The sequence below is a fragment of the Trueperella pecoris genome, assembly GCF_014926385.1.
GTDB lineage: Bacteria > Actinomycetota > Actinomycetes > Actinomycetales > Actinomycetaceae > Trueperella > Trueperella pecoris.
This window is the reverse complement of the sequence record NZ_CP053291.1, coordinates 1,519,746-1,534,919: the sequence shown is the minus strand read 5'-3', so window position 1 is coordinate 1,534,919 and position 15,174 is coordinate 1,519,746. Positions and strand designations below refer to the sequence as shown.

Below are 15,174 nucleotides of genomic sequence, written 5' to 3'. Positions count from 1 at the left end.
AGGATTGGAAGATAAATGGCTGAACTGATTAAGCCGGAGGAAATCCGGGCTGCGTTGGACAGCTTTGTGAGTTCGTACGAGCCCCCGAAAGCGGCCAGCGAAGAGGTCGGCCATGTCACGCTGACGGCCGATGGCATCGCCCGCGTCGACGGGCTGCCAGGAGCGATGGCGAACGAGCTGCTGAAGTTTGAAGATGACACCCTCGGCCTGGCCATGAATTTGGAGGAAGAGGAGATCGGCGTCGTCGTCCTTGGTGACTTCGCTGGTATTCGCGAGGGCATGGAGGTACGCCGTACCGGGGAAGTTCTTTCCGTCCCCGTGGGCGATGGCTACCTCGGCCGCGTCGTCGATCCGCTCGGCCAGCCCATCGACGGCCTGGGCGATATCGCTAACCTTGAGGGCAGGCGCGCGTTGGAGCTTCAGGCTCCTGGCGTCATGATGCGTAAGTCGGTTCACGAGCCGCTTCAGACCGGCTTGAAGGCAATTGACGCGATGATTCCAATCGGACGTGGTCAGCGTCAGCTCATCATCGGTGATCGCAAGACGGGCAAGACCGCCCTGGCGATTGACGCTGTCCTCAACCAGAAGGCCAACTGGGAGTCGGGCGATCCAAACAAACAGGTTCGCTGCATCTACGTCGCGGTCGGCCAGAAGGGCTCGACGATCGCCTCGGTTCGTGCCACCCTCGAGCAGAACGGTGCGCTTGAATACACGACCATCGTCGCAGCTCCCGCCTCGGATTCGGCGGGCTTTAAGTACCTGGCGCCCTACACCGGCTCGGCAATCGGCCAGCACTGGATGTACCAGGGCAAGCACGTTCTGATCATCTTCGACGATCTGTCCAAGCAGGCCGAGGCCTACCGCTCGCTGTCCCTGCTGCTTCGCCGCCCGCCGGGGCGCGAGGCCTACCCGGGCGATGTCTTCTACCTGCACTCCCGCCTTCTCGAGCGTTGCGCGAAGCTCTCCGACGATCTCGGCGCGGGTTCGATGACCGGTCTGCCGATCATCGAAACCAAGGCCAACGACGTCTCGGCATACATCCCGACCAACGTCATCTCCATCACCGACGGTCAGATCTTCCTCCAGTCCGATCTGTTCAACTCGAACCAGCGCCCCGCTGTTGACGTGGGCATCTCGGTTTCCCGAGTTGGCGGCGACGCCCAGATCAAGGCCATGAAGAAGGTTGCCGGCACCCTGAAGATCACGCTGGCCCAGTACCGCGCGCAGGCGGCGTTCGCGATGTTCGCCTCTGATCTCGATGCGACGACGCGCCGCCAGCTCACGCGCGGCGAGCGCCTCATGGAGCTGCTCAAGCAGCCCCAGTACACCCCGTACGCGGTGGAGGAGCAGGTCGCTTCGGTGTGGGCGGGTACCCACGGATACCTCGACACGATCGAACTGAAGGATGTGGCCAGGTTTGAGGCGGGTTACCTCGACTACCTTCGCCACAACACGAACGTGCTCTCGACCATCCTTGAATCGGGCAAGCTTGAGCCGGATACCGAGGAAGAGCTGAGCGCAGCCACGGAGAAGTTCCTGCAGTCCTTCACCTCCGCTTACGAGACCCACGAGCTTCCCACTGACGAGGTCGATCCTGCACAGAAGTCGCAGGAGAAGATCGTCAGGTCGAAGAGGGGTTAGTAGTGGCCGGCGAACAGCGTATTTACAAGCAGAAGATCAAGGCGACCCAAACGCTGGAAAAGGTCTTCTCCGCGATGGAGCTTATCGCAGCTTCACGCGTTGGCAGGGCGCGCAATCGCGCGCTCGGTCAAGATCCCTATACGCAGGCCCTGACCAAGTCGATCGCCGCGGTCGCCGCGCACGCCGATGAGCGCCACCCATTGCTCAACGAGCGCACGGACACCAACCGGGTTCTCCTTTTCGTGGTCACCTCTGACCGCGGGATGGCTGGCGCCTACTCGGCGTCGGTCCTGCGCGAAGCGGATCGCCTGCGCGAGGAACTCATCGAACAGGGCAAGGAGCCCGTGGTCTACGTCTTCGGACGCCGCGGCGTTTCGCACTACAAGTTCCGTGGCGTCGAGCTTGCCGGTTCGTGGACGGGGGAGTCAGACAACCCGAGTGCGGACACGGCTCACGAGATCTCGCGCGAGTTCCTGGCCCGTTTCTTGGCCGACGCCGACGACGGCGGCGTGAGCGAGCTTCACGCGGTCTACACTCGCTTCGAGTCGATGATCACGCAGAGTGTGCAGGTGCGCCGCATGCTACCACTCGTCGTCGTCGACGACGAGGAGGGCCTGACGGAGGAGTTGCCTCTTTACGAGTTTGAGCCCTCCGCTCGTCAGCTCTTCGACGCGCTGCTGCCGATGTACGTCGATCAGCGTATCTATGCGCTGCTCCTCATGGCTGCAGCATCCGAGCTTGCCTCCCGCCAGCAGGCGATGCATTCGGCAACCGAGAACGCTCAGAACCTCATCGAGGATTACACGCGTCTTGCCAACAATGCACGCCAGGCTGAGATCACCACTGAAATTACTGAAATTATCTCCGGCGCGGATAGCCTCGGAAAGTAACCGCACCAAGAAGGAAATGACAATGACAGTTGAAACGTCGCAGAAGCTGGCAACTGGCCGCATCATCCAGGTGGTCGGCGCGGTCGTGGACGTCGAGTTCCCGCCGGATGCCCTTCCTGAAATTAACTACGCCCTCGAGGTCGAGGTTGCCCTCCCGGCAGACGAGGCCGACGGCGCCCCGACGTCGCAGCACATGGTCCTCGAGGTTGCTCAGCACTTGGGCGACAACATCGTGCGTACCATCGCCATGAAGCCCACCGACGGCTTGGTGCGTGGCGCGACCGTCACCAACACGGGCGCCCCGATCTCCGTCCCGGTCGGTGACGTGACCAAGGGCCACGTCTTCAACGTGGTGGGCGAGTGCCTCAACCTTGAAGACGGCGAGACCCTCGAAGTGACCGAGCGCTGGCCGATTCACCGCAACGCGCCGAACTTCGATCAGCTCGAGGGCCGCACCAAGATGTTCGAAACCGGCATCAAGGTAATCGATCTTCTCACCCCGTACGTCCAGGGCGGCAAGATCGGCCTGTTCGGTGGCGCCGGCGTGGGCAAGACCGTCCTGATCCAGGAAATGATCCAGCGAGTCGCGCAGGACCACGGCGGCGTGTCCGTCTTCGCCGGTGTCGGCGAGCGTACCCGCGAGGGCAATGACCTGATCATGGAAATGGAGGAGGCCGGCGTTCTGGATAAGACCGCCCTCGTCTTCGGTCAGATGGACGAGCCGCCGGGGGTGCGTCTGCGCATCGCCCTGTCCGGCCTGACCATGGCAGAATACTTCCGCGATGTTCAAAACCAGGACGTGCTCCTGTTCATCGACAACATCTTCCGCTTCACCCAGGCAGGTTCGGAAGTGTCGACTTTGCTGGGTCGTATGCCGTCGGCCGTGGGCTACCAGCCGACCTTGGCGGACGAGATGGGTGCCCTCCAGGAGCGCATCACCTCCACGCGTGGCCACTCGATCACGTCCCTGCAGGCCATCTATGTGCCCGCTGACGACTACACCGATCCGGCACCTGCAACGACGTTCGCCCATCTGGACGCAACGACCGAGCTCTCGCGTGACATCGCCTCCCGCGGCCTCTACCCGGCTGTGGATCCGCTGGCCTCCACCTCGCGCATCCTCGACCCGCAGTACGTGGGCCAGGCCCACTACGACGTCGCCACCCGCGTCAAGGCGATCCTGCAGAAGAACAAGGAGCTTCAGGACATCATCTCGATCCTCGGCGTTGACGAGCTTTCGGAAGAGGACAAGATTACCGTCGCACGCGCACGCCGCATCGAGCAGTACCTGTCGCAGAACACGTACACCGCTGTGAAGTTCACGGGCGTGGAGGGCTCCACCGTGCCGATCGACGAGACGGTCGAGGCCTTCCGTCGTATCACGGAGGGCGAGTACGATCACATTCCGGAGCAGGCCTTCTTCAACATTGGCGGCATCGAGGACATCGAGCGCGCCTGGGCGAAGATTCAGGCCGAGTCATGAGGCTAGAGATCGTCGCACGAGCCGGAGCCCTCTACGAAGGTGAGGTCTCCGAGGTCGTCGTGCCCGCCTACAACGGCGAGATGGGCATTCTCCCCAACCATGCTCCGATTATGGCCGTCCTCTACAAGGGCAGCGTCCGCTTCGTTGAGAATGGCACGCGTAAGAGTGTCGAGATCGGCAACGGTTTCATGACCGTCGACCAGGATGACATCACGATCGTGGTGGAGGACTTCGACGACCAGGAAGCCAACGCCAAGATCATCGACGACCTGGCCACAGAACAGGACTAAGACGATGGGCGGGGGCGAAATCTTCGGGATATTAGGATTCCTCGTGATTATCGCCCTCGCCTTCGTCGTTCCCTATCTCTTACGTATCCGCTACCTGCTCAATCATGAGGCGTCCATCCAGGTGTCGTTACGCTCGACGGAGGGTAGGTGGTGTAACGCGATCGCCATCTTGGGGCCGGATACGCTTGATCTTTTCCTCACCCGATCGTTTTCTTGGCTACCGTCTCAGCGGTGGAATCGGCAAGAGATGAGTTTCGAAGCTCATCGTCCACGCGGGGGAATCCGTGTGGTGACGATCATTCTTCCCGAAACGAGCTGGCGCCTGGCCTCGAGCCCGGACGAAATGAGCGCGTTGCTCTCCTGGATGGACTCCTCCCGGCCCGAGGCCGAACCGACGATCGCCTAGAGGCTCTGCTAGGCTGGTGGGCGCCATCTTGCGAAAGGACCTCCGTGCGAATCGTCATTGCCACATGTTCCGTTGAATATTCGGGGCGTTTGGATGCCTACCTCGAACCCGCCAAGCGCGTGCTGATGCTCAAATCTGATGGCTCGGTGCTCGTCCATGCCGACGGCGGATCGTACAAGCCCTTGAATTGGATGTCTCCGCCTTGCACGATGAAGGTGATCGAGCCAAGCGAGGAAGAGGCCGAGCTCGGCATTGTTGAGAACTGGCGTGTGGATCATCAGAAGATGGATGACGCGCTCATTATCCACATCCACGAGATTCACGACGACGTCTGCGCGGATCTCGGCGACGAGCCAGGTTTGCGCAAGGACGGCGTCGAGGAACATCTCCAGCGGCTGCTCGCCGAACAGACGGAGATCTTGGGGGCTGGAACTCGGCTGGTGCGCCGCGAGTTCCCGACGGCGATCGGGCCGGTCGATCTGCTCGTGATGGACGCTCACGGCGCGCACATCGCCGTCGAGGTCAAGCGCCGAGGTGGAGTGGACGGCGTCGAGCAGCTGACTCGATATCTCAATCTCCTCGAACGGGACTCGACTCTGCGGCCGATCCGAGGCATTTTCGCTGCTCAGGAGATCAAGCCCCAGGCGCGCGTGCTGGCCGAAGATCGCGGTATCGAATGCGTCGTCCTTGACTATGACGCGATGCGAGGCGTGGACCGCCCGGAGGATCGGCTGTTCTGATGGGACGGCGTCGTAATAAGTACGAACGCGAGTTTAGGCCGATCGATCCTGACCGGCTGATGAACTATACCCACTACGAGACCGCCGATAATGGGATGGAATTTAAGGTCCATAGGATTCGTGCGGCCGCCAAGGAATACGTCTGCCCGGGATGCAACGGAATCATTATGGTGGGGCAAGCGCATGTGGTGGCTTGGACGGAGGACTCGTGGTTTGGGGCTCGGGCCGGCCAGGAAGCGCGTAGGCATTGGCACGAGTCATGCTGGAAGGCGAAAGGCCACCTATCCACGGGGTGGTAGTGGTAGTTTGGGGTCATGATTGCATACCGTAGAACTGGGCCTCAATCCGAACTTCCCCTCGTGTTGCTACACGCGCTCCCGCTTGATTCGACCATGTGGGATACCGTGCGTGAGGACCTTGCCGATATCGACGTTCTCACCTTTGATGCACCTGGCTTTGGCCAGAGCGACCTGAGCGAGTTCGCGGGCGGCGAGCCGAACACGATGGCTTTTGTTGAGGCGATCAAGGCGCGTCTGGACGAGCTTGGGATCAGTCGCATTGCGCTGGGCGGGCTTTCGATGGGCGGTTCGGTCGCCGCCGATTTCACAGCCGCCTACCCGCAGATGGTGGCAGGCCTGGCACTCATGGACACGAATATCACCGCCGACGACGCCGATCGGAAGGCCTTCCGCCGCAACGTTGCCGACAACGCTGATGCTGGCCGTGGCTACGAGATGGTGAGCAACTGGACGACGACGATGGTCGGACCGGACGCGCCCCAAGAGGTGCGTGATTCGCTTGATGCACGCTTCCGCGCACTTCCTAACGAGGGCCTTGCCTGGATTCAGCGTGCCATGGCCAACCGGGTGGATCACTCGGACGCCGTCGGGATGGTGGAAGGGCCGGTGTATTTCATCCGTGGCACGGAAGATCCGACCGCCTCGATGGAGTCGTTTATGACCCTTGCCCTGGGCGCCAAGCAACCGCGCATCAAGGAGATCGAGGGCGTGGGCCACTTCGCCGCGGACGAGAAGCCGCACGAGCTGGCGCCGTTGCTACGCGAATTCTACGGCATGACGCGAGATATCTAGGCGTTCATACAGAATGAGGGGGCACTTCAAGTGCCCCCTCATTCTGTATGAACGCCTAGTCCTCGGACTTAGTTTCGGCCGCGTCGACGATCTCATCAAGCACGATGGAGTGCCGGGAGGATGCCAGCATCGAGCGCATGTCTTCGAGGTAGGACTGTAGGGAGTCGCGCTGCTCGCGAAGGGAGGCGATGTGCTCGTCGGCTGCCTTGCGGTCGGCGTCGGCCGCTGTGAGAGCTTCTTCGCGGATGCGGGCGGCTTCTTCGCGAGCCTCGGCGAGGATGGCGGCGGCTTCGTCGCGAGCCTCGGTCAGGAGCTTGTTAGCCTCGTCGTGGGATGCGTTCGAGAGCTCTTCGGCGCGACGCGTAGCGTCAACGACGCGGGCTTCGGCGTCCTGTGCCTCGTGTTCGGCGGCTGCGACCATCTCATCGGCGCGGGCGCGAAGCGCTGCCTCGTGCTCGGCCAGTTCCCGGGCGGCCTCAGCGGACTTGGCTGCAATGGCGTTATCCGCCTCGGCACGAAGCCGGGCGACCTCTTGGGCAACCTCTGTGCGGATCTTGGTCATTTCGGCCTCGACCGAGGCGCGAAGTGCGGCCGTCTCGTGTTCAGTTTCGGAACGGAGCGCGGAGGTGTCCTTGTCTGCGAGTGTGCGCAGACGCTTGGCCTCGCGTTCGGCGGAGGAAACCATCTGCTCGGAGGTGCGGCGGGTGGTCTCAGACAGCGTCGCCGCCTCCGACTGGGCCTTGGAACGCATATTCGTGGCCTCCTGCTGGGCGCGGGCGAGTGTCTTTTGGCTGTCAGCCTCCGCGGAGCTACGTAGCTGGTTGGCGCGAGCCTTGGCGTCCTCGATGAGAGCCGCGGCGTCTTTGCGTGCCCGGGTCATGAGATCCAGGGCCTGCTCTTCGGTGGAGCGCAACAGGCGCTCCACGCGCGAACCGAGTCCTGAGTAGGAGGGGCGCTCATTTTCCTTGAGGGCGTCTTGCGCCTCGGAGAGTTCAGCGGAGAGTTGGAGGATCTGGGCGTCCAGCCGGGAGACATGATCGCGTGTCTGGCCGAGGTTGGCTTCGAGCTGGGCTACTCGCTCGTCGACCTGCGCGCGGTCGTAGCCACGCATGACGATCGGGAATTGTTCGCTCAATTTCTCTCCTTGAATAGGTTCTTGTCTCCCTACAGCGTAGTACTGCGCCACGCGTCAGGTCACTCACACTACGATGATCTTAGTACTAAAACAGGATAGTGTTACACAATTGTTATAAATCTTCTTCACCCCTCAAAGGATTAGGTATGAAACGGATTGGCGGCTTGCTCCTCGTCATTCTGGGCTTGGCCGTGGCTGCTTTCGGAATCTTCCAGGCGGTCACTGCCGAGGATTCGACCGTCGTCACTGTGACGGTTCCCGGTGGCGATTCGCAGTTCATCTACACCGCGCCTGGCGTGCTGGCCCTCGTCAACGATTCGGTCGACGTCAAGCTGACTGCTTCCGAGGGGAGCGTGCAGTGGGCTGTGGCCAGCACGAAGGACGTCGAGGCGTACGTGGGCGAGGCTCCTGCGCTCAAGGTGACGGGTCTGACGTCGTGGGAAGAGTTCGCTACCGAGGTTCTTCCTGGCACGGCCGATGGGCGTAAGGCGATTGACGACGCCGTCGCTAACTCGAGCTTCGACCTGACGGCCTCGGACATGTGGCTTGACGCGGGCGCCGGGGAAGGCAGCGTTGAGACGACGTTGACGGCGGACCATGCGGTTGAGCAGTCGTTGATTGCGACGACGTCGAAAGGCGTGGCGCCCACGCTCACGCTTTCGTGGCAGCACTCGCGAACCGTGGCCAATCCCATGCCGATTATCGCCATCGGAGTCTTGCTGATATTGATTAGCGCGCTCATGCTGTTGAGCGCGCGTCAGGAGGCCGCACTGTCGAAGGGAATCGCGGGTGCCTACCGTGAGCGCCGTGAGCGCTCGGAGGCACAGACGTCGATCTTCCCCAAGGTTGGTGAGCGTGAGGACGTCGAGATGAGCACGAGGAGCGCCTATGGGGCCTCAATCCTGCCCGCTGCAAATCTGGACTTGCGCAATCGCGAACTGAGCGAGGAGGACCGCGTCGTCCTGCCGGTGGAAGAAGCCACCGACCTGGCTAAGACCACCGAGGCGGAGCAGGCTGAGTCCGCCACGCCGCAGGAGGGGAGCGCGCAGGCCGCGATTGACGGCGGTGAGCCAGACGATCTAGGCAAGGTCGACGCCGGCCAGCCGGAGAGTCAACCAGGAGCCGACGTTTCGGCGTCTGAAGATGCCGGAAGCCAGGAGCCGGGCGAGCAGGATTGGCGCTCGCTGTGGAATTTCTCGTGGGGCACGCCGTGGCAGAAGGGAGAAAACAATGCGTAAGCAGGTTGCAACGCTTGCTGCCATCGCGCTGTTGACGAGCGCGTGTGCGTCGGAGGGGACGCTACCGCGTCCGGCCAGCGGAACGAATCCTCAGGTGATCCTCACGCAGGAGAAGTTTGCCGAGATCGCGGCAGCAGCTGAGAAGGACATCGCGGCGGCGAACTCGTCGCTTGACGCCGCGGCGCTGGGCAACCGAGTCGGGGGACCGGTTCGCGCTTACCGGACCTCTCAGCTCAAGCTGGAGTCGCTACTGGGGGAGTCTTACAACCTTGACCCGCTGATCGTGGATGGGCAGGCGACCCCGGTCTCGTCGGGCACCGCGTTCCCGCGAACGCTGATGACGGTCGTCCCGCCGCGCGAAGGCAAGAACCTCACGACCCTGTCGGTCTGGAGCCAGGATCAGGCCCGGAGCAACTACCAGCTGTGGGCTGACGTCGCGCTATTCCCCGGCGTCGAGGTGCCCGCCATCGTGTCCAGCTTGAACAATTCCGAAGGATTCCCGAAGGTCGATCCCGCGGCCTATGCGGTCAACCCGGAGGAGGTGTTGGCCAACTATGTGGCCTTCAACGGTACACGCCAACCCCAGAAGATTCGCTTCCAAGAAAACGATCCGCTCTTCAGACAGATCGCGGATCAGCAGGACGCCTTCGTGCGCTCGCTGGGCAACCTGGGTACGGCGACGACCGACTTCGCGGCCGGAGAGGCCGGGCTCCGCGGCGTCTCCACGGAGAACGGCGGACTGGTGATCGTTGGCGAGATGCGCTACACGGTTCGCATCACGAAGACGGCGGCCGGGGCGAAGCTGCGCATCGGCGGCCAGATCGGCGCCTTGCACAAGGACAGTGGCGAGAACCCCGTACTAGAGATCGATAAGCAGGGTGTGGCGAACTATTCGACGACCGTGGCTTTCTACATCCCGGGTGCGGGATCAGACGCCACCGTCCGTGTCATCGGCTCGTCCGAGCCCACGCTCATCAGCGTGGAGAACGTTGCGCAGTAGGAGAAGATCATGTCATTGACCAGTATGGGCGGCGCTGTCGATCTGTCCATGTTTAAGAAGCCAGACCAGCCCGCCGAGGAACCAACAGCGATTCCCGGCCCCTGGGTCTATGAGTTGACAGGCGAGGGCCTTCAGGGCGCCTTGCTCATGTCAAACAAGGTGCCCGTCATCGTCGCCTTCCACTCCTCGCGGTCGGACAACTCTGCTGCCCTCCTCGCCGACCTCGAGCGCCTGGTCACCGCCAAGGCGGGCCGCCTCCAGCTGGCCAAGGTTAACGTGGACGAGCAGGCCGAGGTCGCCCAGGCTTTCGGCATTTCTGCCGTCCCCGCTGCAGCCGCCCTCCTCCAAGCCCAGCCCGTCCCGCTCTTCCAGGGCGTTCCACAGGCTGACCAGCTCTCCGACACGGTCGACAAGATCGTCGAGGCCGCCGCCCAGTACGGCATCACGGGTGTCCTTGATAACGACGCCGAAGCTGCCGCTGCCGTTCCCGAGGTTCCGCCGCTGCACAAGGAGGGGCTGGCAGCGATGGAAAACGGTGACCTCGGGGGCGCTCACGCGGCTTACGCGAAGGCACTCGCGGAGAATCCGGGCGACCACGAGGCTCAAACCGCGCTTTATCAGGTGGAGCTCCTCGAACGTATCGCAAAGATCAATCCCGAGGGCGACGTGGCGAAAGTGGAAGAAGTCCTCATGAAGGCTGCCCAGGCGCCGGTTACGGACATCGAGGTACACCTTCAGGCGGCCGATATCGAGTTTTCCTTCCAGCGTCCCGACGCTGCTTTCGGACGCCTCATCGAGGTCGTGCGGGGGACATCGGGGGAGGACCGCGACGCGGTCCGGGAGCGCCTCATCGCCTACTTTGACATGCTCGGCCCAGGCGAGCTGGTCACTCAGGCGCGCAAGGCGCTGACAAACGCACTTTTCTAAACGTCAGGGAGGGGACAGCTTACGCTGTCCCCTCCCTACTTGCGCTCTCGCTCTGCGCGTTTACGCACTCTCGTTTAGCGTGTACCACACCGCGGTGTTGGGCGCGATGGCGGCGTCGTGAATCTCGCGCGAGCCCACGAGGATTCGTGCGCCCGCCGGAAGGACGGCTGGCGTGGCGAAGGTGAGCAGGACATGGACGTCCTCGCGGCTGGTATGGCTCGAGACGTAATGCAGATAGGGAGCGTCCTCTTCCACCTCGGCGAGGGCAGCGCGTGCCATCTGGAGATCCCTGCGCCTGCGCAGGAGGGCCCTGAACAGTGCGAGTGTGGAGTGCGGATCCGTGGCCTGCACGTCGGCGGCGAGGGCGGCGATGCCCTCGGGCTGGGGCAGCCAGGACTCGCCGGTGGGGGAGAAGCCGAAGCCGGGCGCCTGCGCCTCCCATGGCATGGGAATCCTGCACCCGTCTCGTCCCGCTTCCCATCCGTCGGTTCGGAAGAAGGAAGGATCTTGGCGGAGCGAATCGTCCAACGCCATGTGCTCGGGAAGGCCCAGCTCCTCGCCTTGGTAGATATAGCACGAACCCGGCAGTGCCGCCTGCAGCACATGTGCCGCAAGGGCGCGACGAAGGCCGAGTTCGGCGTTGGGCTGGGGGTCACTCGCGCGGATCCCGTTGGGGCCCTTGCCCGTGACAGGCAGGCCCATACGCGAGACGGCCCGGACGACGTCGTGATTGGACAGGACCCAGGTGGTCGGCGCTCCGACGGCGTCCATCGCGGCGAGCGACTCCCGGATCACGCGGCGGTAGGAGTCCACCTCGAAAGGCGCACAGAGGAAGTCGAAGTTGAAGGCTTGATTCATCTCGTCGCTACGCACATACTTGGCAAGCTCGGGCAGACCATCGACCCATGCCTCCGCGACGAGCGCACGGTCGGGTCCGTACTCGGAGAGCACCTGGCGCCATTCGCGGTAGATATCATGCACGCCCGGGCGGTTCCACTGCGGGGGAGGCGGGATCGTCCCGGGCTCGCGCTCGCTTGCCGAAAGCATGTCGAAATGAAACTGCCAGTTGGGCAGGTCCGCATCCTTATCGAGGCCATGGGCGACATCCACCCGGAAGCCGTCCACCCCACGATCGAGCCAGAACCGCAAGATGTCACGGAACTCCTCGTGGACGCGCGGGTTGTGCCAATTCAGGTCCGGTTGGCTGGAGTCGAACAGGTGGAGGTACCACTGGCGGTCATTCTCCCACAGCGAGCCCGGAGCATCTGGGCGGTCGCACACCCGCGTCCACGCGGACTTGCCGAAGATCGAGAGCCAATCGTTGGGTGGATCCTCGCCGACGCCGTCGCGGAACCAATACCTATCTCGCTCCGGTCCTTGGGGATTGGCAAGCGCCGCTTGAAACCACTCGTGCTGGTCAGACGTGTGATTGGGGACGAGATCGACGATGAATTTTAGGCCGTGGTCGTGAGAAGCGGCGATGAGGGCTTCGCAGTCGTCGTTCGTGCCAAATCGCGGGTCGACCAGGCGGTAATCGGCGACGTCGTAACCGGCGTCTTTTTGAGGCGAGAGGTAGAAGGGGCTGAGCCAGACTGCGTCGACCCCGAGGTCTTTCACATACCCAAGCCTGCCGATGATCCCACGCAGATCGCCCATCGGCCCGCCCGAGGAGGCGAAGGAGCGCGGGTATATCTGATAGATGACCGCCTCTGTCCACCACTGGCCCGGCTCGGTTTGCTCGTGAAGAAGCCTCATGTGTGTCCTTTCGACAAAGTTAGCGGCGGATCGCCGTCGATTCTCGAACAATCAGTTCCGGTTCGAACTTCATTTTCCCGACGTCGGAGGAGGTGCCGCCGATCATCGCCAAAAGCGTACTCACGGCCGACTCGGCCATCGTCTTGACCGGCTGACGCAGGGTGGTCAGCGGCGGGTCGGCGTATCCGGAGATGGGCGAATCGTCGAAGCCGACGATCGACACGTCGTGCGGAACCGACAGGCCAACTGCTCGGCAGTGGCGAACCGCCCCGAGAGCCATGAGATCCGAGCCGCAGATGATGGCCGTACACCCGGCCGCGATGAGCTGGGCCGCGGCCGACTGCCCGCCCGCCACCGTATAGAGCGTGTGAACGAGACGGGGTTTCTCTTGGGGCAGCATGTGGCGCATGACGTCGAGATAGGTTTCCGTCTTTTCCCGCGAAGGGATGAAGCGGAGCGGGCCCGAGGCGAGGCCGATCTTCCGGTGACCGAGTGCGATCAGGTGCCGAATCGCCTGGCGGACGGCCGAGACGTCGTCGGTCGAAAAGTCCGGGTTGGGGAGCGAGGGGTGAGCGCCATTGATCGTCACGTAAGGAATATTGCGTTCGGCTATACGTTCGTAGCGCCCAATGCTCGCGGTTGAATCGGCGTGGAGGCCGGAGATAAAGACGAATCCGGAGACCTGCTGTTCAATCATTGCTTCCACGTAGGAGTCCTCCGTTGCCCCGCCCGCCATCTGGGTCCCCAGCAGTGGGGTGAATCCCTGAAGCGTCATCGATGACGCGATGTACTGGGTGAAGAGTGGGAAGATCGGGTTAGTCAGCTCCGGGACGATGATGCCGATCTGGCCTCCGTTGCGTTCGCGCAACTTTTCCGGGCGCTCGTAGCCCAGCAGGTCGAGTGCCGCAATGACGGCCTGCCGGGTTTCGGGGGCAACGGAATCCTTGCCGTTAAGGACCCGTGAAACGGTGGCAGTGGATACACCTGCCTGGGCCGCGATATCTGAAAGCCTGATCTTTCGTGCCATGGCGTCTCCAGAGCTAGTCGTCGTTAACTGCATCCGACCTTACCGGAATTGCATCAAATTTGCGCGCAAATTTGCATAAGAGCGGCATAGTTGGCTGTGTAAAATCGCAAATTCATGAGGATTGCGGGGCTTTGGACACGTGCGAATCTTGCACGATCGGTGAAAACCCTTGCACCCGGAAGTGTGGCTTTTATAATCAAAATACGCGAACGGAAGCGGGCAATGGGGCTCATCGAAGCGCCTAGTGCCCAACCTCAACGCAGCAAAAACACACAAAGAGGAGAGAAAATGCGCAGGAGCATCGCGCTTATTGCTACTGCTGGTCTGGCACTGACGCTGGCAGCATGTTCGAACAACGGCTCGAGCGACAAAAACACTGACAAGCCCACCACCACTACCACCACCGAAGCAGCGGCTGGTGGCAAGATCGTGATCTGGACCGACGCCAACCGTGAGCCGGCGTTCAAGATCGCAGCTGAAAACTACAAGAAGGACACCGGCAACGAGGTTGAGCTCGTTGTGAAGGAAAACGACCAGATGCGCTCCGAGTTTGCCTCGCAGGCGGCTGCAGGCAAGGGTCCGGACGTCGTTTTCGGTGCTCACGACTGGCTGGGAGAGTTCGTCACCAACGGCCTCGTCGCTCCCGTTGAGCTCGGCGCCAAGGTAAGTGAGTTTAACAAGCTCGCCGTCAACGCCTTTACCTACGAGGGCACCACCTACGGCGTTCCCTACGCCGTGGAGAACCTCGCCATCTACCGCAACGCCGACCTCGTGGACTCCACCCCCGCCACCTTCGACGAGATGATCGCCAAGGGCAAGGCAGCTGGCGTGCAATACCCGTTCATCATGCAGGTTGGTGCCGACGGCGATCCGTACACCATGTACCCCTTCGAGGCATCCTTCTCGGGCCCGGTCTTCGAGCTCGATGGCGATAAGAACTACACCAAGAAGCTCAACCTCGGCGGCGATAAGGGCAAGGCTTTCGCCGAGTGGCTCGCAGCCAACGGCCAGGGGGGTACCAATATTCTCGACACCAACGTCACCTACGACATCGCTGTGGATGCTTTCAAGGCCGGCAAGTCTCCCTACATCCTCGGTGGCCCGTGGATGATTAACGACTTCAAGGGAATGAACATCGCGGTCGATCCGATCCCGGCCGCTGGCGACATGCCGGCTGCTCCGTTCCTCGGCGTCCAAGGTGGCTTCATCAACGCTGGTTCGGCTAACCAGCTCCTCGCAACCGACTTCCTGGTGAACTACGTCGGCTCCAAGCAGGTCCAGGACAAGCTTTACGAGATCGGCCAGCGCGTTCCCGCTCTGACCGAGTCCGCCGACGCCGCAACCAAGGATCCGCTCATGGCTGGCTTCGCAAAGGCTGGCGAGGCCGCTCTTCCGATGCCGTCGCTTCCTGAGATGGGCGCCGTGTGGAGCTTCTGGGGCAAGACTGAGTCCCAGATCCTCGCTGGCGGTGCTGACGCTGGCGCCGTCTGGGAGAAGATGATCTCCGACATCGAAGCCGAGATGAACAAGTAGTCGCTCTCATGAAGCACA

At 62.3% G+C, this 15,174-nt stretch carries 15 protein-coding genes; 12 read left to right on the top strand and 3 right to left on the bottom strand.

The features are described from left to right. Nucleotides 1–15: 15 nt before the first annotated feature. Genes atpA through HLG82_RS07110 form a run of 8 tightly spaced genes read left to right on the top strand, consistent with a single transcriptional unit; the run spans nucleotide 16 to nucleotide 6,541 of the window. Nucleotides 16–1,641, top strand: coding sequence for a F0F1 ATP synthase subunit alpha (gene atpA, locus HLG82_RS07140; RefSeq protein WP_193326174.1), 1,626 nt, complete (start codon nucleotides 16–18; stop codon nucleotides 1,639–1,641). A gap of 2 nt (nucleotides 1,642–1,643) precedes the next feature. Continuing rightward, nucleotides 1,644–2,531: a F0F1 ATP synthase subunit gamma gene (locus tag HLG82_RS07135; RefSeq protein WP_193326173.1), complete on the top strand. Its 888-nt coding sequence runs from the start codon at nucleotides 1,644–1,646 to the stop codon at nucleotides 2,529–2,531. A 22-nt stretch (nucleotides 2,532–2,553) separates the two neighbouring features. After that, on the top strand, nucleotides 2,554–4,014 hold the full coding sequence (gene atpD / locus HLG82_RS07130; RefSeq protein WP_369800807.1) for a F0F1 ATP synthase subunit beta: 1,461 nt from the start codon (nucleotides 2,554–2,556) through the stop codon (nucleotides 4,012–4,014). After that, on the top strand, nucleotides 4,011–4,304 hold the full coding sequence (gene atpC / locus HLG82_RS07125) for an ATP synthase F1 subunit epsilon (RefSeq protein WP_193326171.1): 294 nt from the start codon (nucleotides 4,011–4,013) through the stop codon (nucleotides 4,302–4,304). The genes atpD and atpC overlap by 4 nt, the downstream gene beginning before the upstream one ends. Before the next feature lie 43 nt (nucleotides 4,305–4,347). Further along, nucleotides 4,348–4,710, top strand: coding sequence for a DUF2550 family protein (locus tag HLG82_RS07120; protein WP_193326170.1), 363 nt, complete (start codon nucleotides 4,348–4,350; stop codon nucleotides 4,708–4,710). Between the two features lie 44 nt (nucleotides 4,711–4,754). Then, nucleotides 4,755–5,450, top strand: a complete 696-nt coding sequence (gene nucS / locus HLG82_RS07115) for an endonuclease NucS (RefSeq protein WP_193326169.1) — start codon at nucleotides 4,755–4,757, stop codon at nucleotides 5,448–5,450. After that, a complete protein-coding gene (locus HLG82_RS10645; protein WP_197551488.1) occupies nucleotides 5,450–5,749 on the top strand; it encodes an Rv1322 family protein in 300 nt (99 codons plus the stop codon). Before nucS ends, HLG82_RS10645 begins: the two co-directional genes overlap by 1 nt. A 15-nt stretch (nucleotides 5,750–5,764) precedes the next feature. Next, the gene (locus HLG82_RS07110; RefSeq protein ID WP_193326168.1) at nucleotides 5,765–6,541 is read left to right on the top strand and encodes an alpha/beta fold hydrolase; all 777 of its coding nucleotides are present in this window, start codon (nucleotides 5,765–5,767) and stop codon (nucleotides 6,539–6,541) included. A 55-nt stretch (nucleotides 6,542–6,596) separates the two neighbouring features. Here HLG82_RS07110 and HLG82_RS07105 read toward each other — a convergent pair whose 3' ends face one another. Continuing rightward, nucleotides 6,597–7,676 carry a coiled-coil domain-containing protein gene (locus HLG82_RS07105; protein WP_193326167.1) on the bottom strand — a complete coding sequence of 360 codons (1,080 nt, stop codon included), beginning with the start codon at nucleotides 7,674–7,676 and terminating at the stop codon, nucleotides 6,597–6,599. Between the two features lie 146 nt (nucleotides 7,677–7,822). Here HLG82_RS07105 and HLG82_RS07100 point away from each other — a divergent pair, with 146 nt between their 5' ends. The 3 genes from HLG82_RS07100 to HLG82_RS07090 are packed head-to-tail and all read left to right on the top strand — an operon-like array spanning nucleotide 7,823 to nucleotide 10,841. Next, complete coding sequence (locus tag HLG82_RS07100) at nucleotides 7,823–8,914, top strand: hypothetical protein (protein WP_193326166.1); 1,092 nt, start codon at nucleotides 7,823–7,825, stop codon at nucleotides 8,912–8,914. Beyond that, complete coding sequence (locus HLG82_RS07095; protein WP_193326165.1) at nucleotides 8,907–9,914, top strand: hypothetical protein; 1,008 nt, start codon at nucleotides 8,907–8,909, stop codon at nucleotides 9,912–9,914. Before HLG82_RS07100 ends, HLG82_RS07095 begins: the two co-directional genes overlap by 8 nt. 9 nt (nucleotides 9,915–9,923) lie before the next feature. Then, nucleotides 9,924–10,841 carry a co-chaperone YbbN gene (locus HLG82_RS07090; RefSeq protein ID WP_193326164.1) on the top strand — a complete coding sequence of 306 codons (918 nt, stop codon included), beginning with the start codon at nucleotides 9,924–9,926 and terminating at the stop codon, nucleotides 10,839–10,841. A gap of 60 nt (nucleotides 10,842–10,901) precedes the next feature. Here the strand turns inward: HLG82_RS07090 and HLG82_RS07085 are convergent, their stop codons facing one another. Continuing rightward, a complete protein-coding gene (locus HLG82_RS07085) occupies nucleotides 10,902–12,596 on the bottom strand; it encodes a glycoside hydrolase family 13 protein (protein WP_193326163.1) in 1,695 nt (564 codons plus the stop codon). Between the two features lie 19 nt (nucleotides 12,597–12,615). After that, entirely contained in the window at nucleotides 12,616–13,623 is a 1,008-nt protein-coding gene (locus HLG82_RS07080) for a LacI family DNA-binding transcriptional regulator (protein WP_193326162.1), read from the bottom strand. 288 nt (nucleotides 13,624–13,911) lie between these two features. Here HLG82_RS07080 and HLG82_RS07075 point away from each other — a divergent pair, with 288 nt between their 5' ends. Further along, a complete protein-coding gene (locus tag HLG82_RS07075) occupies nucleotides 13,912–15,156 on the top strand; it encodes a sugar ABC transporter substrate-binding protein (protein ID WP_193326161.1) in 1,245 nt (414 codons plus the stop codon). Nucleotides 15,157–15,174: the final 18 nt, after the last annotated feature.

Excerpts from the sequence above, each read along its gene's own strand:
- atpA (WP_193326174.1), top strand. The coding sequence starts at position 16 with ATGGCTGAACTGATTAAGCCGGAGGAAATCCGGGCTGCGTTGGACAGC.
- atpD (WP_369800807.1), top strand. The coding sequence starts at position 2,554 with ATGACAGTTGAAACGTCGCAGAAGCTGGCAACTGGCCGCATCATCCAG.
- atpC (WP_193326171.1), top strand. The coding sequence starts at position 4,011 with ATGAGGCTAGAGATCGTCGCACGAGCCGGAGCCCTCTACGAAGGTGAG.
- HLG82_RS10645 (WP_197551488.1), top strand. The coding sequence starts at position 5,450 with ATGGGACGGCGTCGTAATAAGTACGAACGCGAGTTTAGGCCGATCGAT.
- HLG82_RS07110 (WP_193326168.1), top strand. The coding sequence starts at position 5,765 with ATGATTGCATACCGTAGAACTGGGCCTCAATCCGAACTTCCCCTCGTG.
- HLG82_RS07100 (WP_193326166.1), top strand. The coding sequence starts at position 7,823 with ATGAAACGGATTGGCGGCTTGCTCCTCGTCATTCTGGGCTTGGCCGTG.
- HLG82_RS07095 (WP_193326165.1), top strand. The coding sequence starts at position 8,907 with ATGCGTAAGCAGGTTGCAACGCTTGCTGCCATCGCGCTGTTGACGAGC.
- HLG82_RS07090 (WP_193326164.1), top strand. The coding sequence starts at position 9,924 with ATGTCATTGACCAGTATGGGCGGCGCTGTCGATCTGTCCATGTTTAAG.
- HLG82_RS07085 (WP_193326163.1), bottom strand. The coding sequence starts at position 12,596 with ATGAGGCTTCTTCACGAGCAAACCGAGCCGGGCCAGTGGTGGACAGAG.
- HLG82_RS07080 (WP_193326162.1), bottom strand. The coding sequence starts at position 13,623 with ATGGCACGAAAGATCAGGCTTTCAGATATCGCGGCCCAGGCAGGTGTA.
- HLG82_RS07075 (WP_193326161.1), top strand. The coding sequence starts at position 13,912 with ATGCGCAGGAGCATCGCGCTTATTGCTACTGCTGGTCTGGCACTGACG.